At 64.9% G+C, this 18,528-nt stretch carries 13 protein-coding genes; 9 read left to right on the top strand and 4 right to left on the bottom strand.

Annotation, left to right across the window (positions count from 1 at the left end; genetic code table 11):
* Window positions 1–171: 171 nt before the first annotated feature.
* On the top strand, window positions 172–618 hold the full coding sequence (locus AC1DOX_RS20460; RefSeq protein ID WP_441620188.1) for a PAS domain-containing protein: 447 nt from the start codon (window positions 172–174) through the stop codon (window positions 616–618).
* Window positions 619–689: 71 nt separating this feature from the next.
* On the opposite strand, the gene sucD is transcribed toward AC1DOX_RS20460, so the two are convergent.
* On the bottom strand, window positions 690–1,613 hold the full coding sequence (sucD, locus tag AC1DOX_RS20455; protein ID WP_441620186.1) for a succinate--CoA ligase subunit alpha: 924 nt from the start codon (window positions 1,611–1,613) through the stop codon (window positions 690–692).
* Window position 1,614: 1 nt separating this feature from the next.
* The gene (sucC, locus tag AC1DOX_RS20450) at window positions 1,615–2,826 is read right to left on the bottom strand and encodes an ADP-forming succinate--CoA ligase subunit beta (protein ID WP_441620184.1); all 1,212 of its coding nucleotides are present in this window, start codon (window positions 2,824–2,826) and stop codon (window positions 1,615–1,617) included.
* Between the two features lie 350 nt (window positions 2,827–3,176).
* Between sucC and frc the strand changes: the two genes are divergently transcribed.
* Window positions 3,177–4,409: a formyl-CoA transferase gene (frc, locus tag AC1DOX_RS20445; protein WP_441620183.1), complete on the top strand. Its 1,233-nt coding sequence runs from the start codon at window positions 3,177–3,179 to the stop codon at window positions 4,407–4,409.
* Window positions 4,410–4,573: 164 nt separating this feature from the next.
* Window positions 4,574–6,703 (top strand): acetate--CoA ligase family protein, encoded by a 2,130-nt coding sequence (locus AC1DOX_RS20440; protein ID WP_441620181.1) that lies wholly within the window; start codon window positions 4,574–4,576, stop codon window positions 6,701–6,703.
* A 230-nt stretch (window positions 6,704–6,933) separates the two neighbouring features.
* On the opposite strand, the gene AC1DOX_RS20435 is transcribed toward AC1DOX_RS20440, so the two are convergent.
* Both AC1DOX_RS20435 and AC1DOX_RS20430 read right to left on the bottom strand, forming a co-directional pair.
* Window positions 6,934–7,242 carry a LysR family transcriptional regulator gene (locus AC1DOX_RS20435; protein ID WP_441620179.1) on the bottom strand — a complete coding sequence of 103 codons (309 nt, stop codon included), beginning with the start codon at window positions 7,240–7,242 and terminating at the stop codon, window positions 6,934–6,936.
* Window positions 7,243–7,478: 236 nt separating this feature from the next.
* Complete coding sequence (locus AC1DOX_RS20430; protein ID WP_092139814.1) at window positions 7,479–8,426, bottom strand: LysR family transcriptional regulator; 948 nt, start codon at window positions 8,424–8,426, stop codon at window positions 7,479–7,481.
* 216 nt (window positions 8,427–8,642) lie between these two features.
* On the opposite strand from AC1DOX_RS20430, the gene oxlT (AC1DOX_RS20425) reads away from it, so the two are divergent.
* The 6 genes from oxlT (AC1DOX_RS20425) (at window position 8,643) to fdhF (ending at window position 18,430) form a co-directional block, all read left to right on the top strand.
* On the top strand, window positions 8,643–9,986 hold the full coding sequence (gene oxlT, locus AC1DOX_RS20425) for an oxalate/formate MFS antiporter (RefSeq protein ID WP_441620177.1): 1,344 nt from the start codon (window positions 8,643–8,645) through the stop codon (window positions 9,984–9,986).
* A 183-nt stretch (window positions 9,987–10,169) separates the two neighbouring features.
* Window positions 10,170–11,081, top strand: a complete 912-nt coding sequence (locus tag AC1DOX_RS20420; protein WP_092139810.1) for a LysR family transcriptional regulator — start codon at window positions 10,170–10,172, stop codon at window positions 11,079–11,081.
* A 248-nt stretch (window positions 11,082–11,329) separates the two neighbouring features.
* Window positions 11,330–11,548, top strand: a complete 219-nt coding sequence (locus AC1DOX_RS20415) for a hypothetical protein (RefSeq protein ID WP_092139808.1) — start codon at window positions 11,330–11,332, stop codon at window positions 11,546–11,548.
* Window positions 11,549–12,253: 705 nt separating this feature from the next.
* Window positions 12,254–13,573, top strand: coding sequence for an oxalate/formate MFS antiporter (gene oxlT, locus AC1DOX_RS20410; RefSeq protein ID WP_441620174.1), 1,320 nt, complete (start codon window positions 12,254–12,256; stop codon window positions 13,571–13,573).
* 280 nt (window positions 13,574–13,853) lie between these two features.
* Entirely contained in the window at window positions 13,854–15,581 is a 1,728-nt protein-coding gene (locus AC1DOX_RS20405) for an NADH-ubiquinone oxidoreductase-F iron-sulfur binding region domain-containing protein (protein ID WP_441620172.1), read from the top strand.
* Window positions 15,578–18,430: a formate dehydrogenase subunit alpha gene (gene fdhF / locus AC1DOX_RS20400; protein ID WP_441620170.1), complete on the top strand. Its 2,853-nt coding sequence runs from the start codon at window positions 15,578–15,580 to the stop codon at window positions 18,428–18,430. Before AC1DOX_RS20405 ends, fdhF begins: the two co-directional genes overlap by 4 nt.
* The last annotated feature ends 98 nt before the right edge of the window (window positions 18,431–18,528 follow it).

Here is an 18,528-nt window from a genome sequence, read left to right as displayed (position 1 = left end):
CCTGGAGCGCCGGGGAATGCGTAGACGTGGACGTACCACGCGCCCTGGCGCTTCATTGTTTGGACGCCAACCTGAGGGACCGGCATGGCCGACAGTGCCACAATGACAGCCCGGACCCCGGGTGGCGAACCTGGCCACCCTCCCATTCACATGGAAAGCCCAGGAAAGACCATGCAGACCGCGATCGACTATGAACAGCTGGTGTCGGCCATCGGCGACGCCGTCATCATCTCCGGCGCCGACGGTGCCATCACGTTGTGGAACCCGGCCGCCGAGTACATGTTCGGCTACACCCGCGAGGAGGCCCTGGGCAAGTCGCTGGATCTGATTATTCCCGAGCGCCTGCGTGCGCGCCACTGGGAGGGCTACGACAAGACCATGGCAACGGGCCAGACCCGCTACGGCCATGACTTGCTCAAGGTCCCGGCGATCAACAAGAACGGCGCTGCGATGTCGATCGCTTTTACCGTGGCGCTGCTGCACGGGCAGGGCGGGGAAATCACCGGCATCGTGGCGGTGATCCGTGACGAGACCGTGCGCTTCCAGGAAGAGCGGGCGCTGCGCAAGCGCATCACGGAACTGGAAGCCAGGGTGGGCGCCACGGCCGGAGCCGCCTGACTCATCAGACGCGGTTGCAACACGGCGCAGAAACGAAAAAGCCGGGCGCCCGGCCTTTTCCGTTTCTGCGTTCACGCGCTGGCCAACGCCAGGTTTCGTTTGAGCGGGGCGCGCCCCGATGCCTGCTTCATTGCGGCCGCCATGGTCGCACCCAGCTCCGCCGGCGACCCGGCGACATGGATGCCGGCTTCGCGCATGGCGTCGATCTTCGCTTCCGCCGTGCCTGTCCCGCTCGAGATGATCGCGCCGGCGTGCCCCATGCGGCGTCCCGGCGGCGCCGTGGTGCCGGCGATAAAGCCCACCACGGGTTTGCGTGTGCGCGCATCGCGCAGGAACCGGGCGGCCTCTTCCTCCGCCGATCCGCCAATCTCGCCGATCATGATGATGCCTTCGGTCTTGTCGTCGGCCAGGAACATCTCCAGGCAGTCGATGAAGTTGGTGCCGTTCACCGGATCGCCGCCGATGCCGATGCAGGTCGATTGCCCCAGTCCGGCCGCCGTGGTCTGCGCCACGGCCTCATAGGTCAGCGTGCCCGAGCGCGACACCACGCCGATCTTGCCCGGTGTATGGATGTGGCCCGGCATAATGCCGATCTTGCATTGCCCCGGCGTGATCACCCCCGGGCAATTCGGGCCGACCAGGCGGCTGCCGGACCCCGACAGCGCACGCTTGACCCGCACCATGTCCATCACGGGAATGCCTTCGGTGATACAGACGATCAGCGCGATGCCGGCGTCGACCGCTTCCAGGATGGCATCGGCGGCGAACGGCGGCGGCACATAGATGACCGACGCGTCGGCACCTGTGGCATGGGCGGCTGCGGCCACGGTATCGAAGACCGGCAGGCCCAGGTGCGATTCACCGCCCTTGCCGGGCGTGACGCCGCCCACCATCTTCGTGCCATAGGCCAGTGCCTGTTCCGAATGGAACGTGCCCTGTGCGCCGGTAAAGCCCTGGCAGATCACGCGCGTGTTCTGGTTGATCAGGACAGCCATATCACTTGCCTCCTTTTTTCTGCGTGGCACGCACGGCGGCCACCACTTTCCCGGCCGCGTCGGCAAGATCGTTGGCCGATACGATCGGCAGGCCCGAATCGCGCAGGATCTGCTTGCCCAGGTCGACGTTCGTACCTTCCAGCCGCACCACCAGCGGGACGGTCAGGCCGACTTCGCGCGCGGCTGCCACCACGCCTTCGGCGATCACATCGCAGCGCATGATGCCGCCGAAGATGTTCACCAGGATGCCCTCGACCTTGGGGTCGGCCAGGATCAGCCGGAAGGCGGTCGTGACACGCTCCCTGGTGGCGCCGCCCCCCACGTCGAGGAAGTTGGCCGGCTCAGCGCCATGGAGCTTGATGATGTCCATCGTGGCCATCGCCAGGCCCGCGCCATTCACCATGCAACCGATGTTGCCGTCCAGCCGCACGTAGTTCAGGGCGTGCCGGGCGGCTTCGGTCTCGGCCGGGTCTTCCTCGCTCTCGTCGCGCATGGCCTCGATGTCGGGATGGCGGAAGAGGGCGTTGTCGTCGAAATTGAACTTGGCGTCGAGCGCCATCACGTCGCCGCTGCCGGTGACCACAAGCGGATTGATCTCGACGATCGATGCGTCGAGCTCGGTGAACGCGCGGTAGGCCGAGAGGATAAAGCGGGTGGCCGCGCCCACCTGCTTGCCCGACAGCCCCAGGCCGAATGCCAGCCGGCGTGCATGAAACGGCTGGATGCCGCTGGCCGGATCGATTGCCACCTTCAGGATTTTCTCGGGCGTGCGTGCGGCGACCTCCTCGATCTCCATGCCTCCTTCGGTGGACGCCATGATCGTGATGCGCGACGTGGCGCGGTCGATCAGGATGCCCAGGTAGAGCTCGCGCGCGATGTCGCAGCCTTCCTCGACGTAGAGGCGCCGCACTACCCGGCCGGCCGGGCCGGTCTGCCTGGTGACCAGGGTCTTGCCCAGCATCTGCGCGGCGCTGGCGCGGACGTCATCGATCGACTTCACGACGTGCACGCCGCCCTTGCCCGAGCTGTCATCCACGAAGCGGCCGGCACCGCGGCCGCCTGCGTGGATCTGCGACTTCACCACCCAGACCGGGCCGCCCAGCTTGCGGGCGGCATGTGCGGCCTCGTCTGGCGTAAAGACCACGCGGCCGTGCGGTACGAGCACGTCATAGCGCCTGAGCAACTCCTTGGCCTGATATTCGTGAATGTTCACGTGTCTCCTTGGTTGAAATGCACCACGGGCCGCAGGTCGGGACTCGCCTGCTCAGCTTTCCGCAGCGTAAAATATGATATGTAATATATCAACAATAAAATCAAGCTGAAACTGCGTGAGAGTGACTCGCCCGAAAGGGATGTCCGCGCTGACAAGGCCATCGCATCAATAGAGCGGGATTGATCGCAGAGCCTTCTATGTCGCGGGTTAACGCTGGTGTTGCCCGGAGGATCTATTGCGATGCGGAATGGAAAGTCTGAACCGCGCTGCATTTTCTTCTTGTTGTGTTGTGATATATCACATACCTTATCCAAACAAGCGCGCGAGAGAATACTCAAGGAGACAACGCCATGAACAACAAAGCACTCGACGGTGTCCGCATCCTGGACATGACGCATGTGCAGGCCGGCCCTTCGGCCACCCAGCTGATGGCCTGGCTGGGGGCCGATGTGATCAAGGTGGAGCTGCCGGGGCGGGGGGACATCACCCGCAGCCAGCTGCGCGACGTGCCCAACGCCGACAGCCTGTACTTCACCATGCTGAATTCCAACAAGCGCAGCCTGACGCTGAACATGAAGACGCCGGAAGGCAAGGCGCTGCTGGAAGACCTGGTGCAGCGGTGCGACGTGCTGGTAGAGAACTTCGGCCCCGGCGTGCTGGACCGCGCCGGGTTCGACTGGGACCGCCTGCAGAGCCTGAATCCGCGTCTGATCTACGCGTCGATCAAGGGCTTCGGTCCCGGCCCGTACGCCGATTGCAAGGCCTATGAAAACGTCGCGCAGTGCATGGGCGGCTCGGCCAGCACCACCGGTGATTCGGAAGGCGTGCCGACCGTGACCGGCGCGCAGATCGGCGACTCGGGCACTGGCGTGCATTGCGTGGTCGGCATCCTGGCCGCGCTGCTGCAGCGCGAGCATTCGGGGCGCGGCCAGCGCGTGGAAGTCGCCATGCAGGACTCGGTGCTGAATCTCTGCCGCGTCAAGCTGCGCGACCAGCAGCGCCTTTCCGCTGGCCCGCTGAAGGAATACCCGAACCAGGATTTCGGGGACTTCGTGCCGCGCGCGGGCAACGCGTCGGGCGGGGGCCAGCCGGGCGCCGCGCTGCGGTGCTCGCCGGGCGGGGCCAACGACTACGTCTACGTGATCATCCAGCCGCAGGGCTGGGAGCCGCTGATGCGCCTGTGCGGCCGCGAGGACCTGATCACGCATCCGCAATTCGCCACGCCGGAGGCGCGACTGAAGTGCCTGGGCGAGTGCTTCTCCATCGTCGAGAAGTGGACCCGGACCAAGACCAAGTTCGAGGTCATGGCCGCGCTCAACGACGTGGACGTGCCGTGCGGCCCGATCCTGTCGATGAAGGACCTGATCGAGGACGGCTCGCTCTACGAGCGTGGCTACCTGGTCGAACTGGATCACCCGGAGCGCGGCAAGTACGTGCAGCTGGGCTGCCCGATCACGCTGTCGGCGTCGCCGGTGGACGTGGAACGCAGCCCGCTGCTGGGTGAGCACACCGAAGAGATCCTCGACTGGCTGGGCCGCACGCCGGCGCAGATCGCCGCGCTCAAGGCGGCCGGCGCCGTGTAGTCGCGCACGCGCCAAACGCGCAGTAAGGGAGACCGGGCCCGCATCCCAGGGCGGTCCGGTCTCCCGCCCCTCCAATGCTTTTCCATCCGAAGTCCGCACCACCGCCCGCGCCCGTGACGCGTGGCGGCTTACCCATTGCACGCCTGAACAGATGGAGACCTGACATGACACAAGACAAGGATGCGGTACGCAAGATCCTCGCGACCGTCAAGGAAGAGGGGCGCAACGCGTTGACCGCCCCCGAAGGCAAGCTGGTTTGCGACGCCTATGGCATCTCGGTGCCGGGCGAGGGTGTGGCCAAGTCTCCCACGGGCGCCGTGGAGCTGGCCAGCAAGATGGGCTTTCCGGTGGTGCTGAAGATCGTCTCGCCGGACATCCTCCACAAGACCGAAGCCGGTGGCGTGCTGGTGGGACTGAAGTCCGCGGCGGAGGTGGAGCAGGGTTACCTGACTATCATCGAGAACGCCAAGGCGTACAACGACCGCGCGGAGATCATCGGCGTGCAGGTGCAGCAGATGATCACGGGCGGTCAGGAAGTGATCATCGGTGCGGTGACCGATCCGTCGTTCGGCAAGCTGGTGGCGTTCGGCCTGGGCGGCGTACTGGTGGAAGTGCTCAAGGACGTGACGTTCCGCCTGGCGCCGGCCACGAGTGACGATGCGCTGTCGATGCTCGACGGCATTGCCGCCGCCGACGTGCTCAAGGGCGTGCGCGGCGCCGATCCGGCCAACCGCGAAGCGCTGGCCGCCATGATCCAGCGTGTGTCCGAGCTGGTGACCGACTTCCCCGAGATCTCCGAGCTGGACCTGAACCCGGTGTTCGCCAGCAAGGACGGCGCGATTGCCGCCGACGTCCGGATCGTGGTGGACTACACGCCGCAGCCGGAGAAATATCGTCCGAGCCAGGAAGTGATCGTCCGCCAGATGAACCGCATCATGCGACCGGACACGGTGGCCGTGATCGGCGCGTCGGCCGAGGACGGCAAGATCGGCAACTCGGTGATGAAGAACCTGATCAACGGCGGCTACCAGGGCAAGATCTATCCGATCCACCCGAAGGCCGAAGAGATCATGGGCATGACGGCCTACAAGAGCGTGCTGGAGGTGCCGGGGGACGTAGACGTGGCCGTGTTCGCCATCCCCGCCAAGTTCGTTGCCCAGGCGCTGGAAGAGGTCGGCAAGAAGGGTATCCCGGGCGCCGTGCTGATTCCGTCGGGCTTTGCGGAAACCGGCAACGTCGAAGGTCAGGAAGAGATCGTCGCCATCGCCCGCAAGCACGATATCCGGCTGATGGGACCGAACATCTACGGCTTCTACTACACGCCGAAGAACCTGTGCGCGACGTTCTGCACGCCGTACGACGTGAAGGGCAAGGCGGCGTTGTCGTCGCAGTCGGGCGGGATCGGCATGGCGATCATCGGCTTCTCGCGATCCGCGAAAATGGGCGTGTCCGCCATCGTCGGCTTGGGTAACAAGTCCGATATCGACGAAGACGATCTGCTGACGTTCTTCGAGCAGGATGAGAACACGGAAATCATCGCGCAGCACTGCGAGGACCTGAAGGATGGCCGCGCGTTTGCCGAGGTGGCACGCCGGGTGTCAAAGAAGAAGCCGGTGGTCGTGCTGAAAGCGGGCCGCACCAGCCTGGGCGCGCGCGCGGCCAGCTCCCACACGGGCGCGCTGGCGGGCAACGACAAGATCTATGAGGACGTGTTCAAGCAGGCCGGCGTGATCCGCGCCCGATCGCTGCGCGACCTCCTCGAATTTGCGCGCGGCATCCCCAAGCTGCCCACGCCGAAGGGCGAGAACGTGGTCATCATCACGGGCGCGGGCGGATCGGGCGTGCTGCTCTCCGATGCGTGCGTGGATAACAACCTGTCGCTGATGACGATGCCGGAGGATCTCGATGCGGCTTTCCGCAAGTTCATCCCGCCGTTCGGCGCCGCCGGCAATCCGGTGGACATCACCGGTGGCGAGCCCCCGTCGACGTACAAGAACACGCTGCGGCTGGGCATGGAGGATCCGCGCATCCACGCGATCATCCTGGGCTACTGGCACACGATCATCACGCCGCCGATGGTATTTGCCAAGCTGGTGATCGAGGTGAAGGAGGAAATGGCCGCCAGGGGCATCGAGAAGCCGATCGTGGCGTCACTGGCCGGCGACGTGCAGGTGGAAGAGGCCGCCGAGTATCTGTATGAACATGGCGTGCCGGCGTACGCCTACTCGACGGAAATCCCGGTGGCGGTGCTGGGCGCCAAGTACAAGTGGGCGCGCGGGGCCGGGAAGCTCTGACGGGACGGCAGCGGCCGGTGCGCGGTGGCGCGCCCGGTTTGCGCGCCGGATTGCGAGCCGGATTGCGAGCCGTGGCAGGCGTGACACAGACCCCCAACGAGACACGAACCGTTGGGGGCATTTTTTTGAAGAAACACGAGCGGCAAAAAAGCGCGGGGCCGCCAGGCGGGTGTCGCAGCACCCGCCGGCGGCCCCGCGCCGGTCTGGAAGCGACTGCCGTCGCGTCAATGTCAGTTGATGCCGGCGCCGGCCATCGCGCGCAGGTACTCGTTCTTCTTGTCGAAGATCAGCTGGCCCAGGAAAGCGGGATCGTAGGCCTTGAGCAGGTGCGCGTGGTATTCCTCGATGTAGCGGCACACGCGCGTCTTTTCACATTCGATGCCGCAGAGCCAGTCAAACATCGGCATATCCCAGCGGAAACGCAGGCCCAGTTCGGTGAAGGCCGCGTTGTAGGCCGCCAATTGCACGTCACGATCGAGGTGGTGCGTCTCGCCGTTGGGGGAGGTGGTGAGGCGCGCTTCGGACTGGAGTTGGTTCATGATCGTCTCCTTGAACTGCACGTGAGCAATGGCTTGGTATGTGTGCAGCTTAGGCCTGACGATCGATTTACGATAATTAAAGTTTCATCGCAAAATCATAAGTCATCGTTTATGGATGACGCGGGCGCATCGAGAGCCTGGGAAAGCGCAGGGGGATAGCGCAGGGGAACGCGAGAGCGCGCGGGGAGCGGGCCCAGGGAAAGTTCTAGAGAAGACGTCCGGGCGGAGCGCCCGTCTCAGGCGCGCAGGCGGGGCCGGATCAGGCCTTCGACGCCCGTGATCTGCTGGATCAGCGACGCACCTTCTTCCATCAGGAAATGCTTGAACGCGAGCGCCACCGGGGGCAGCCGCTTGTTCTTGCGATGGACGACGTACCAGTTCAGCATGACCGGGAAGCCCTCGATGTCGAGCACGGCCAGCTTGCCGGTCTGCAACTCAAGGCCGACGGTATGCGCCGACAGGAAGGCGATGCCCATGTTGGCAATCACCGCCTGCTTGATGGTCTCGGTGCTCTTGATCTCCATGGCGATCCGCAGGTTCGACAAGCGGCCGGCAAAGCCTTCCTGCATCGAATTCCAGGTGTCCGAGCCTTTCTCGCGCGAGACGAAGGCCTCTTCGGCCAGGCCCGCCAGCGGAATGTGGCGCTTGCCGACCAGCGGATGGTTCGGCGCGGCCACGATGACATAGGGGTGGGGGGCAAACGATTCGGCGATGGTGTCCATGCCCTCGGGCGGGCGCACCATCACGGCCAGGTCAGTCAGGTTGCCGGCCAGCTGGTGCAGCAGCTCTTCGCGATTGTGCACCGCGAGATTGAGCGTGACCCCATCGTGCCTGCCCATGAACTCGGCCAGCAGGCGTGGGAAGAAATAGTCGCCCGCGCTGATGACGGCCACGTTGAGCCGGCCTCCGGAAATACCCTTAAGCTGGGCCATCGCGTCTTCCGCTTCACGGAATTGCTGAATGATGCTGCGGCTGTAATGCAGCATCTCCGTGCCGGCGGGCGTGAGGTAGATCCGCTTGCCCAGCTGTTCGAACAGCGGCAACCCGACGTGGTGCTCCAGCTGCCGAACCTGTGTGGAAACAGCGGGTTGGGTCAGGTGTAACTCCTCCGCCGCCCGCGAAAAGCTCAGATGGCGGGCTACCGTTTCGAAGACTTTCAGCTGGCGCAGCGTGGCATTCTTCATTGCACGATTTCCTGCAATCTATAAAGGATCGTCAATGATCATAATAAAAAACTTTATGCTGTGCTGATCTAAGTTTGAAGTAGCATCAATTCACCGATGCAACGTGCCGCAATGTCAGGCGCGCTCATTCAGTAGTGAAGTAGGGCGTTCCCACGCAGGACTGCCCACCAGTCGCGCCACCAGAGCGCGAGAAACACTAATGCAAGGAGACAAGACATGGCGCACACCAATGCGGCAGGCCCGGCCGTGGGCAATTCCAATGGCGGGCTGCTACGCAACCGCTGGTTCCAGCTTTTTATCGGCGTGCTCTGCATGGGGCTGGTCGCGAATCTCCAGTATGGCTGGACGCTGTTCGTGACACCCATGAATGCCAAGCATCACTGGGGCGAGTCCGCCATCCAGGTTGCGTTTTCCATCTTTATCGTCACTGAAACCTGGCTCGTGCCGCTGGAAGGCTGGCTCGTGGACAAACTCGGGCCGCGTCCCGTGGTGGCCGGTGGCGCCCTGTGCGCCGGATTGGCCTGGGTGATGAATTCGTACGCCACCTCGCTGCCGATGCTGTACACGGCCGCCGTGATTGCCGGCATTGGCGCGGGCGGTGTCTATGGCACCTGCGTGGGCAATGCGCTCAAGTGGTTCCCGGACAAGCGCGGGCTGGCGGCCGGCCTGACCGCGGCCGGGTTTGGCGCAGGTTCCGCGTTGACGGTGATCCCCATCGCCAACATGATCCAGAAGTCCGGCTATGAGCACGCGTTCTTCACGTTCGGCATCTTGCAGGGTGTGCTGATTTTCATCATGGCCTTGCTGCTGGTGAAGCCGCAGCCGCCGAAGGGGCTCGTGGCCAACAAGGCCATCCTGACCAATCCGGTGGAGTTCACGCCGGGGCAGATGGTGAAGACGCCGGTGTTCTGGATGATCTATGTGTCGTTCGTCGCCGTGGCCGCGGGCGGCATTATGGCCACCGCGCAGATCGGGCCGATCGCCAAGGACTTCGGCTTTGCCTCGATGCCGATCACGATGCTCGGCGTCACGCTGCCGCTGCTGACGATGACGCTGTCGGTCGACAACCTCTGCAACGGACTGACGCGGCCACTGTGCGGCTTCATCTCGGACCGGATCGGCCGCGAAAACACGATGTTCTTTATCTTCATCGGCGAGGGACTGTCGCTGATCGGCCTGATGGAACTGGGTCAAAACCCGTACTGGTTCATGTTCTTCGCGGCGCTGACGTTCCTGTTCTGGGGCGAGATCTTCTCGATCTTCCCGGCGCTGTGCGCAGACACCTTCGGCAGCAAGTACGCCGCCGCCAATGCCGGCACGTTGTACACGGCCAAGGGCACGGCCGCGCTGCTGGTGCCGCTGGCCTCCGTGTTGTCGCATCACGGCGGCTGGGGCCTGGTGTTCACGGTGGCGGCTGTGATGACGGTGGCCGCGGGGCTTTCCGCCAAATTCCTGCTGCAGCCCATGCGGCGGCGTTTCATCACGGGGCACGCCCAGGCCCAACCCATCAGCGACCACGCCACTTACCTGGCCGGGTTTTCAACCGGCAAGGGCGAATGACGATGCGTTGGCGCACTGACGCCACGCAAGCGTGACGACGGGCTCGCCTCTCCGGCGAGCCTTTGTCGTCTTTCATGCGGATCGCCATCGTCACGCTGGCGGTATCCGTAATCCGGAGGAAGCTGGGTGTCGCACCCCATGCGACGCATACCAATACCAATATCAACAGGAAGGAGCGGCACCATGAATGTTTCGCTTCCCCAACTGAAGGCCTTTGCCGCCGTGGCGCGCCAGAAAAGCTTTACGCGCGCCGCAGCGGAACTCGGTCTCACTCAGTCGGCCATTAGCCGTAGCGTGCGTGAGCTCGAGGAAGAAATCGATCAGCGCCTGTTCGACCGCACCACGCGCCAGGTAGAGCTGACCGATGCGGGCGAGCATCTTTCGCAACGGATCTGTCACCTGATTGAAGAGGTCGAGCAGACGCTGCGCGAGAGCCACGGCACTTGCAAGCCGTCGCAGGGCTCGGTGCAGATCGCCTCCGATCCCGTGCTGTCGTCGATGTCCGTGCCGATGTGGCTGGCTGGCTGCCGCCAGGCGTGGCCCGGCATCGGCATCACACTGCGCGACCGGTCGCAAGAGTGCGTATTGCAAAGTGTCCGCAACGGCGAGGTGGACTTCGGCATCGCCAGCAACCCGGGTGCTTGCGACGACCTGTATTGCGAGCCCCTCTGCGCGGATCCGCTGCAGGCCGTGCTGCCGGCCGGGCATCCACTGGCCGCGCGGGAGTCGCTGGGTTGGGGCGAGCTGGCCGATGCGACGGTGCTCACGCTCGACCAGAGCTCCGGCGTGCAGCCTGCCGTCGAACGTGCGCTGGCGACCTATCACGTGCGGCCCGGATCGCTGCAGGTCCTGGGGCATTTCGCCGCCATCTTCGGCATGGTGGCGATGGGCCTCGGCATTGGCGTGGTGCCATCGCGCGCCCAGGCGGGCGGCATGGCCCCCGCGGCGGTGATGCGCCCCTTGCGCCCACAGGTGACATCGAACGTGATGCTGGTTAGGCGCAAGGCGCGCTCACTGAAGCCCAATGCGGCGGCGGTGTGGGACAACCTGCGCGCGCAGGAATACGACCAGGGCTTGCTGAAGAAGGTGGGGTAGGGCGCTGAACAGGATTCATCTGTGGCGCCGCCGCAAATGATTTTGCGATGTATGCGGCACGTTTCGGTGGTTATCTGAGACGTCGACAAAGCCAGAAATGACGCACAACGCACCCCCAGGGGTGCGTTGTTGCTTTGTCGCGGCGATCGAGTGAAATTCTTGTTGATATATCACATACAGGATATTTACAGTCCTCGCAGTGCAGCATATAATGAAAACTCCTTGACCTACCTCACTTAGGAGTTTCCATGAACGCCGCACTGCTTTCCGTCATCGCCCTGGGTCTGATTTCGATGGGTGTCACCGTTACCTACCTGCTGGCCACGCGCCTGCCGATGGCCCTGCTGACCACGGCACAGGAACATGGTCGCTTTGCCGGCCTGGGTTCCTCGCAAGAGATCGACGGTGTTGGCCGTGCGACGCCGAAGGTTTCGCCTGCTCGCCAGCCCCAGTTCGCTCACGCCTGATCGATTTTCAGCGTGTTCCTCAGGAGACTTGTAGCGGCCGGCAACTCCTGACTTCGCAATTCCAAGCCCTTCGCATTCCGCCGGGATTACGGCCGTATCCCTCTCGCAGCACCCCGCGTTTTCTCGCGCCATTCCCAATGCCCCTGCGCTCCGGATCTCAGGTCCCGACGCAGTTTGGCAGTTCTGCCTCTCCCCCGTATTCACTCACCTGACGTCCCCACTTGTCGCCACTTTGTGGATTGTCGCGTCGCAGCTCGCCCATTACCTTGTGTTCTGGACATCGACGCATTCAGATGCATTCGCACTGGCTCGCCGCCTAGGACTTTCCCTAGGACGGGTTTTCCGGGGCGCGCAGTGCAGCACGAAAGCGCCGCGTTACGCCCGATTTCATTGATGCCGATGCGCCCCCTAAGTCGTTGATTGGGAATGAAGATCGCCCGCCCGGCAGCCGGACTTTGATGCGCCCCGCGCACCATTCGGAAAATGCCTGCGACGGGCGTCCGTAAATGTCTCCATGTCCAGTCAGGCATCGCCCGGAAAACGGCTTGACTTGCTTGATATACCACATACTGTATAGCACTAGAACGGCTCAGCTGTTCGGGATCAGGCAGTACATCAGAGCAGCTACGAGAAGCAGCGAAACATCAGAGGCATCGACCAGATGCCCATCCACAACGGCAGCACGGACTGCCAGAAGGAGACACCATGGAACTTCAGCAAAACGCGCCAACGTCACGATTTGCGTCCCCATGGACGCAGCTCGCATTTGGCGTGATCTGTATGGCGATGATCGCCAACATGCAGTACGGCTGGACGCTGTTCGTCAATCCTATTGATGACAAGTACCACTGGGGCCGCACGGCGATCCAGGTGGCCTTCACGATCTTCGTGGTCACGGAGACCTGGCTGGTGCCGATCGAGGGCTACCTCGTCGACAAGTACGGCCCGCGCCCGGTGGTGGTGGGTGGTGGCCTGCTTTGCGCGATCGCGTGGGCGCTGAACTCCGTGGCGTCGTCGTTGCCGATGCTGTACTTCGCCGCGGCGGTGGGTGGCGTGGGGGCCGGGGCGGTGTACGGCACTTGCGTGGGCAATGCGCTGAAGTGGTTCCCGAACCGGCGAGGACTGGCGGCGGGCATCACGGCGGCCGGGTTTGGCGCGGGGTCGGCGATGACCGTCGTGCCTATCGCCAACATGATCAAGAGCAGCGGCTACGAGGCCACGTTCCTGTGGTTCGGTCTCGGGCAGGGCATCGTCGTGGTGATCCTGGGCATGGCGCTCTATCCGCCGTCGGCCAAGATCCTCGCCGAGGTCAAGAGCACGCTGAAGGCTGCCACCACCTATAACGCGTCGCCGCGCCAGGTGCTGTCGTCGCCGATCTTCTGGATCATGTACGCCATGTTCGTGATGATGGCGGCCGGCGGCCTGATGGCGACGGCACAGCTGGGCCCGATCGCCAAGGACTTCGGCCTGCACGATTCCCCGGTGTCGATTCTCGGGCTGACATTGCCGGCGCTGACGTTCGCACTGACGATCGACCGTGTGCTCAATGGCCTCACGCGACCGTTCTTCGGCTGGATTTCCGACAATATCGGTCGCGAGAACACCATGTTCCTGGCGTTCGCGGTCGAGGCGGTGGGCATTCTGCTGCTGGCCAAGTACGGCCACAACCCGGTTGCCTTCGTGGTGCTGACCGGCGTCGTGTTCTTTGCCTGGGGGGAAATCTACAGCCTGTTCCCGGCCACCTGTGGCGATACCTTCGGGCCGAAGTTTGCCGCGACCAATGCCGGTCTGCTGTACACGGCAAAGGGAACCGCCGCGCTGCTGGTGCCGTTCTCCAGCGTGATCACGGCGGCGACGGGCGACTGGCATGCGGTCTTCATGCTGGCGTCGGGCATGGCCGCGTTGTCCGCGGTGTTGGCGATCTTCGTCCTCAAGCCAATGCGTGAAGCGCACGCCAAAAAGTACGTACACGCCAATGCCTCATCGCCAATGGGATATCGGCCCGTGCCGGAAGACCTGACTTGACGATAATCCCTGCCGTGCAATCCTCAGCATTTCTGTGACACACAGGCCCGCCATCGCGCGGGCTTGTGTCGTTGCCGGGGTTTGCTTGTGCGATGAGCCGGCCCGATTGGCCAGTGCGATTGGTGCGATGCGCCAATTCGTGCCGCCATGCCGGAGGTATGATCGAAGCGCATTTGCACCGCATCCGAAACAGACGTTGAAGCCGTGCGTTACCTGACGCGCGGTGAGGCAGCACCTTAGCCGGCAGCATAGCCGGCGACCGACAATCGACAGGACCCCCATGAACCAGGTTGTGATTCCCATCGCGGTGGAGGGCGCGGGTCGCGAGCGCAAGCGCCGCCAGCCCAAGGGCCGGCAGGTTGACCCTGCCGCGCAGTCCGAAGTCCGGCAGTTGCTCGGCGACGCCCCACGCCGCCGGGACCTCTTGATCGAGCACCTGCACGCCATCCAGGACCATTTCGGCCAGCTGGCACTGCCGCACCTCGCCGCGCTGGCGCAGGAGATGCGGATGGCTCAGGCCGAGGTCTTCGAGGTCGCCAGCTTCTATCACCATTTCGATATCGTGCGAGAGGACGCCGATGGCCGCATCGCCGCGCCGCCTGCGCTGACGGTGCGAGTATGCGAAGGCATCGCGTGCGAGATGTCCGGGGCGCGGGCGCTGCTGGACCGGTTGCCAGCGCTGCTTGGTGCGGATGTCCGCGTGGTGGCGGCGCCGTGCATCGGCCGCTGCGAACGCGCGCCGGCGGTGCTGGTTGGCCAGCATCCCGTGGACAGGGCCAGTGAAGACGCCATCCACGCCTGCGTGACGGCCGGCACCGTGCGGCACGACCCGGAACCCTGGATCGACGATCGCACGTATCGCGCGCAAGGCGGATATCGCCTGTTGCAGGCGCTCGCCAGCGGGCAGACGGACGCCGACGCGCTGATCCGCACGATGGAGGATTCCGGGTTGCGCGGTCTGGGCGGGGCGGGTTTTCCCACCGGGCGCAAATGGCGGATCGTGCGGGCCGAGCCCGCGCCACGGCTGATGGCCGTCAATATCGACGAGGGCGAACCGGGCACGTTCAAGGACCGGGTCTATCTGGAGCGGGATCCGCACCGATTCCTGGAGGGCATGCTGATTGCCGCGCGGGTGACCGAGGTGGCGGCGATCTACGTGTACCTGCGAGACGAATACGCCGGCTGCCGCGCGGTATTGACCGAGGCGCTGCGCCAGTTGCGTGAGGACCCGCCCATCCCGGACTTGCCCGAGATTCACCTGCGGCGTGGCGCCGGCGCCTATATCTGCGGCGAGGAATCGGCCATGATCGAGTCGATCGAAGGCAAGCGGGGCATGCCCCGGCTGCGCCCGCCCTACGTGGCGCAGGTCGGGCTGTTCGGGCGGCCGACGCTGGAACACAACTTCGAAACCCTGTACTGGGTGCGCGAGATCGTCGAAAAGGGCGCCGACTGGTTTGCCGGACAGGGCCGGCATGGACGCAAGGGCCTGCGGTCTTTCTCGGTGTCCGGCCGCGTGCGCCGGCCCGGCGTGCATGTGGCGCCCGCCGGCATCACCGTGCGGGAGCTGATCGACGAATGCTGCGGCGGCATGCTGGACGGCCACGCGTTCTACGGCTATCTGCCGGGCGGCGCGTCGGGCGGCATCCTGCCTGCCGCGATGGGTGACATCCCGCTCGATTTCGATACGCTGCAGCCGTATGGCTGCTTTATCGGTTCGGCGGCGGTCGTGATCCTGTCCGACCAGGACCGCGCCGTCGACGCCGCGCGCAACCTGATGCATTTCTTCCGGACCGAGTCCTGCGGCCAGTGCACGCCTTGCCGTGCCGGCACCGCCAAGACGCTGGAACTGATCCGCCAGCCGCAATGGGATGTGGAGACGCTGGCAGACCTGTCGGCCGTCATGCGCGATGCATCGATCTGCGGGCTCGGGCAGGCGGCGCCGAATCCGGTGGACTGCGTGATCCGCTACTTTCCGCACGAGCTTTCGGCCGGGGAGGGCCAGCCATGAATGCACTGACCCGCGCCGAACACGCGCTCGTCCAGGCATCTTCCGATGCTGATATCTCGTTCCGGCTTGACGGCCGCGACGTCACGGCGCGCCCGGGCGAGACGCTGCTGCAGGTGGCCCAGCGCGAAGGCATCGACGTGCCACACCTCTGCTACAAGGAGGGGCTCGATGCCGCCGGCAATTGTCGCGCCTGCATGGTGGAGATCGATGGCGAGCGCGTGCTGGCGCCGTCCTGCTGCCGCGCGCCCGCGCAGGGCATGACGGTGCGGACCGATTCCGACCGCGCACGTCGGGCCCAGCGCATGGTGCTGGAGTTGCTGCAGTCCGACATGCCCGAAACGCACTACACGCGTCACAGTGAGCTGGAGGAATGGGCCGCCCGCATGGCGGTGGGCAAGCCACGCTTTGCGCCGCGCGATGCCGTGCGCGCCGATCTGTCGCATCCGGCAATCGCTGTCAACCTGGATGCCTGCATCCAGTGCACACGCTGCGTGCGGGCCTGCCGCGACGAGCAGGCCAACGACGTCATCGGGCTGGCATTCCGGGGCGACCAGGCCAGCATCGTCTTCGACATGGCCGACCCCATGGGTGCTTCCACCTGCGTGGCCTGCGGCGAGTGCGTGCAGGCCTGTCCGACCGGGGCGCTGATGCCGGCCCGCGATGCGGCGCTGGCCGTGCCGGACAAGCAGGTCGACTCGGTCTGCCCGTATTGCGGCGTGGGCTGCCAGCTGACCTACCACGTCAAGGACAACCGGATCTTGTTTGTCGAAGGCCGGGACGGCCCGGCCAACCATCAGCGATTGTGCGTGAAGGGGCGGTACGGGTTCGACTACGCGCAGCATCCGCACCGGCTGACGGTGCCGCTGGTGCGGCGGGAGGGCGTGCCAAAGTCCGCGGACATCGTGCTGGATCCCGATCGCGTGATGGAGGTTTTCCGCGAGGCAACCTGGGACGAGGCGCTGGCGCTGGCCGCGGGTGGCCTGGCCCGGATCCGGGACGCCCATGGCGGCCGGGCGCTGGCCGGATTTGGCTCCGCGAAGTGCAGCAACGAGGAAGCGTACCTGTTCCAGAAGCTCGTGCGGACCGGGTTTGGCAGCAACAATGTCGATCACTGCACGCGCCTGTGCCATGCGTCGTCGGTGGCGGCGCTGCTGGAGGGCATCGGCTCGGGAGCGGTGTCCAATCCCGTGATGGATGTGGGTCGCGCGGAGGTGGTGCTGCTGATCGGCGCCAACCCCTCGGTCAATCATCCGGTGGCGGCCAGCTGGATCAAGAACGCGGTGCGTAATGGCACCAGGCTGATCGTGGCCGATCCGCGGCGCTCGGACCTCGCGCGCTATGCCCATCGCTACCTGCAGTTCCAGGCCGATACCGACGTGGCGCTGCTGAACGCGATGATGCATGTCATCGTCGAGGAGGGGCTGGTCGACGCCGGATTCATCGCCTCGCGCACCATTGGCTATGAGGACCTGGTGCGCAACGTGGCCCCCTATAGTCCGGAAGTCATGGCGCCGGTGTGCGGGATCGATGCGGAGACGATTCGCGAGGTGGCCCGGCTCTATGCCACGTCCCGGGCATCGATGATCCTGTGGGGCATGGGCGTATCGCAGCATGTGCACGGTACCGATAATGCGCGCTGCCTGATCGCGCTGGCGCTGATGACGGGCCAGATCGGCCGGCCCGGGACCGGACTGCATCCGCTGCGCGGGCAGAACAACGTGCAGGGCGCGTCCGATGCGGGGCTGATCCCGATGATGTATCCCGACTACCGGCGCGTCGACGATCCCGTCGCCATGGCCGCCTTCGAGGCGCTATGGGGAACCCCGCTGGACCCGCAGCCTGGCTTGACGGTGGTGGAGGTGATGCAGGCCATCGAGGCCGGTTCGGTGCGCGGCATGTACATCATGGGCGAAAACCCGGCGATGTCCGATCCGGACGCCCAGCATGCCCGCGAGGCCCTGGCGGCGCTCGACCACCTGGTAGTGCAGGACATCTTCCTGACGGAGACCGCCTGCCTGGCGGACGTGGTGCTGCCGGCGTCGGCATTCCCGGAGAAGACCGGGACGTTCACCAATACCGATCGCACCGTGCAGCTGGGGCGCCAGGCGCTGGAGCCGCCCGGCCAGGCGCGCCAGGACCTGTGGATCCTGTGCGAACTGGCGGCGCGGCTCGGTTTGCCGTGGGATTACGGACATGGCAACGCCGCCGCTGCCGTGGCGGATGTCTTCGATGAAATGCGGCGGGCCATGCCGAGTATCGCCGGTGTGACCTGGGAGAGGCTGCAGCGCGAGCACGCGGTAACGTATCCGTGCCGGGCCGAGGGCGATCCGGGCGAGCCGGTGATTTTCACTGATCGCTTCCCGACCGCGACCGGGCGGGGCCGCATTGTGCCGGCCGATATCATTCCGGCCGCCGAACGGCCCGATGCGGAATACCCCGTCGTGCTGATTACCGGGCGCCAGCTGGAGCACTGGCACACGGGCAGCATGACGCGGCGCGCCGGCGTGCTGGACGCGATCGAGCCGGATCCCGTGGCACTGGTGCATCCGCTGGACCTGGCCGCGCTGGGCGCGCAGCCGGGCGATGTCATCACGCTGGCCTCGCGGCGCGGGTGCGTGTCGCTGTACGCGCGCGCCGACGACGGGACGCCGCGCGGTGCCGTGTTCGTGCCGTTCTGCTACTACGAGGCGGCCATCAACAAGCTGACCAACCCGGTTCTGGACCCGTTCGGAAAGATTCCGGAGTTCAAGTACTGTGCGGTCCGGATGACGCTTGGGGGTGACGTGCCCGCGCAGCTCAGCTTTGGCGGCGGCCAGATCCTGGCGCCCTTGGCGCCGGTAGTTCGGTGAGTTTCCTGAATTTCGGGAAAGTGATTGCGGAATTTTCCCGCTAATCGTTTGGATCGCGGTCGATTACCATGCAGGCATCTGCTCATGTCCCCGGAAAG

The organism is Cupriavidus sp. 01L415 (genome assembly GCF_056400065.1).
The sequence above is the reverse complement of the archived record's forward strand: the minus strand, read 5'-3'. Positions and strand labels throughout refer to the sequence as shown.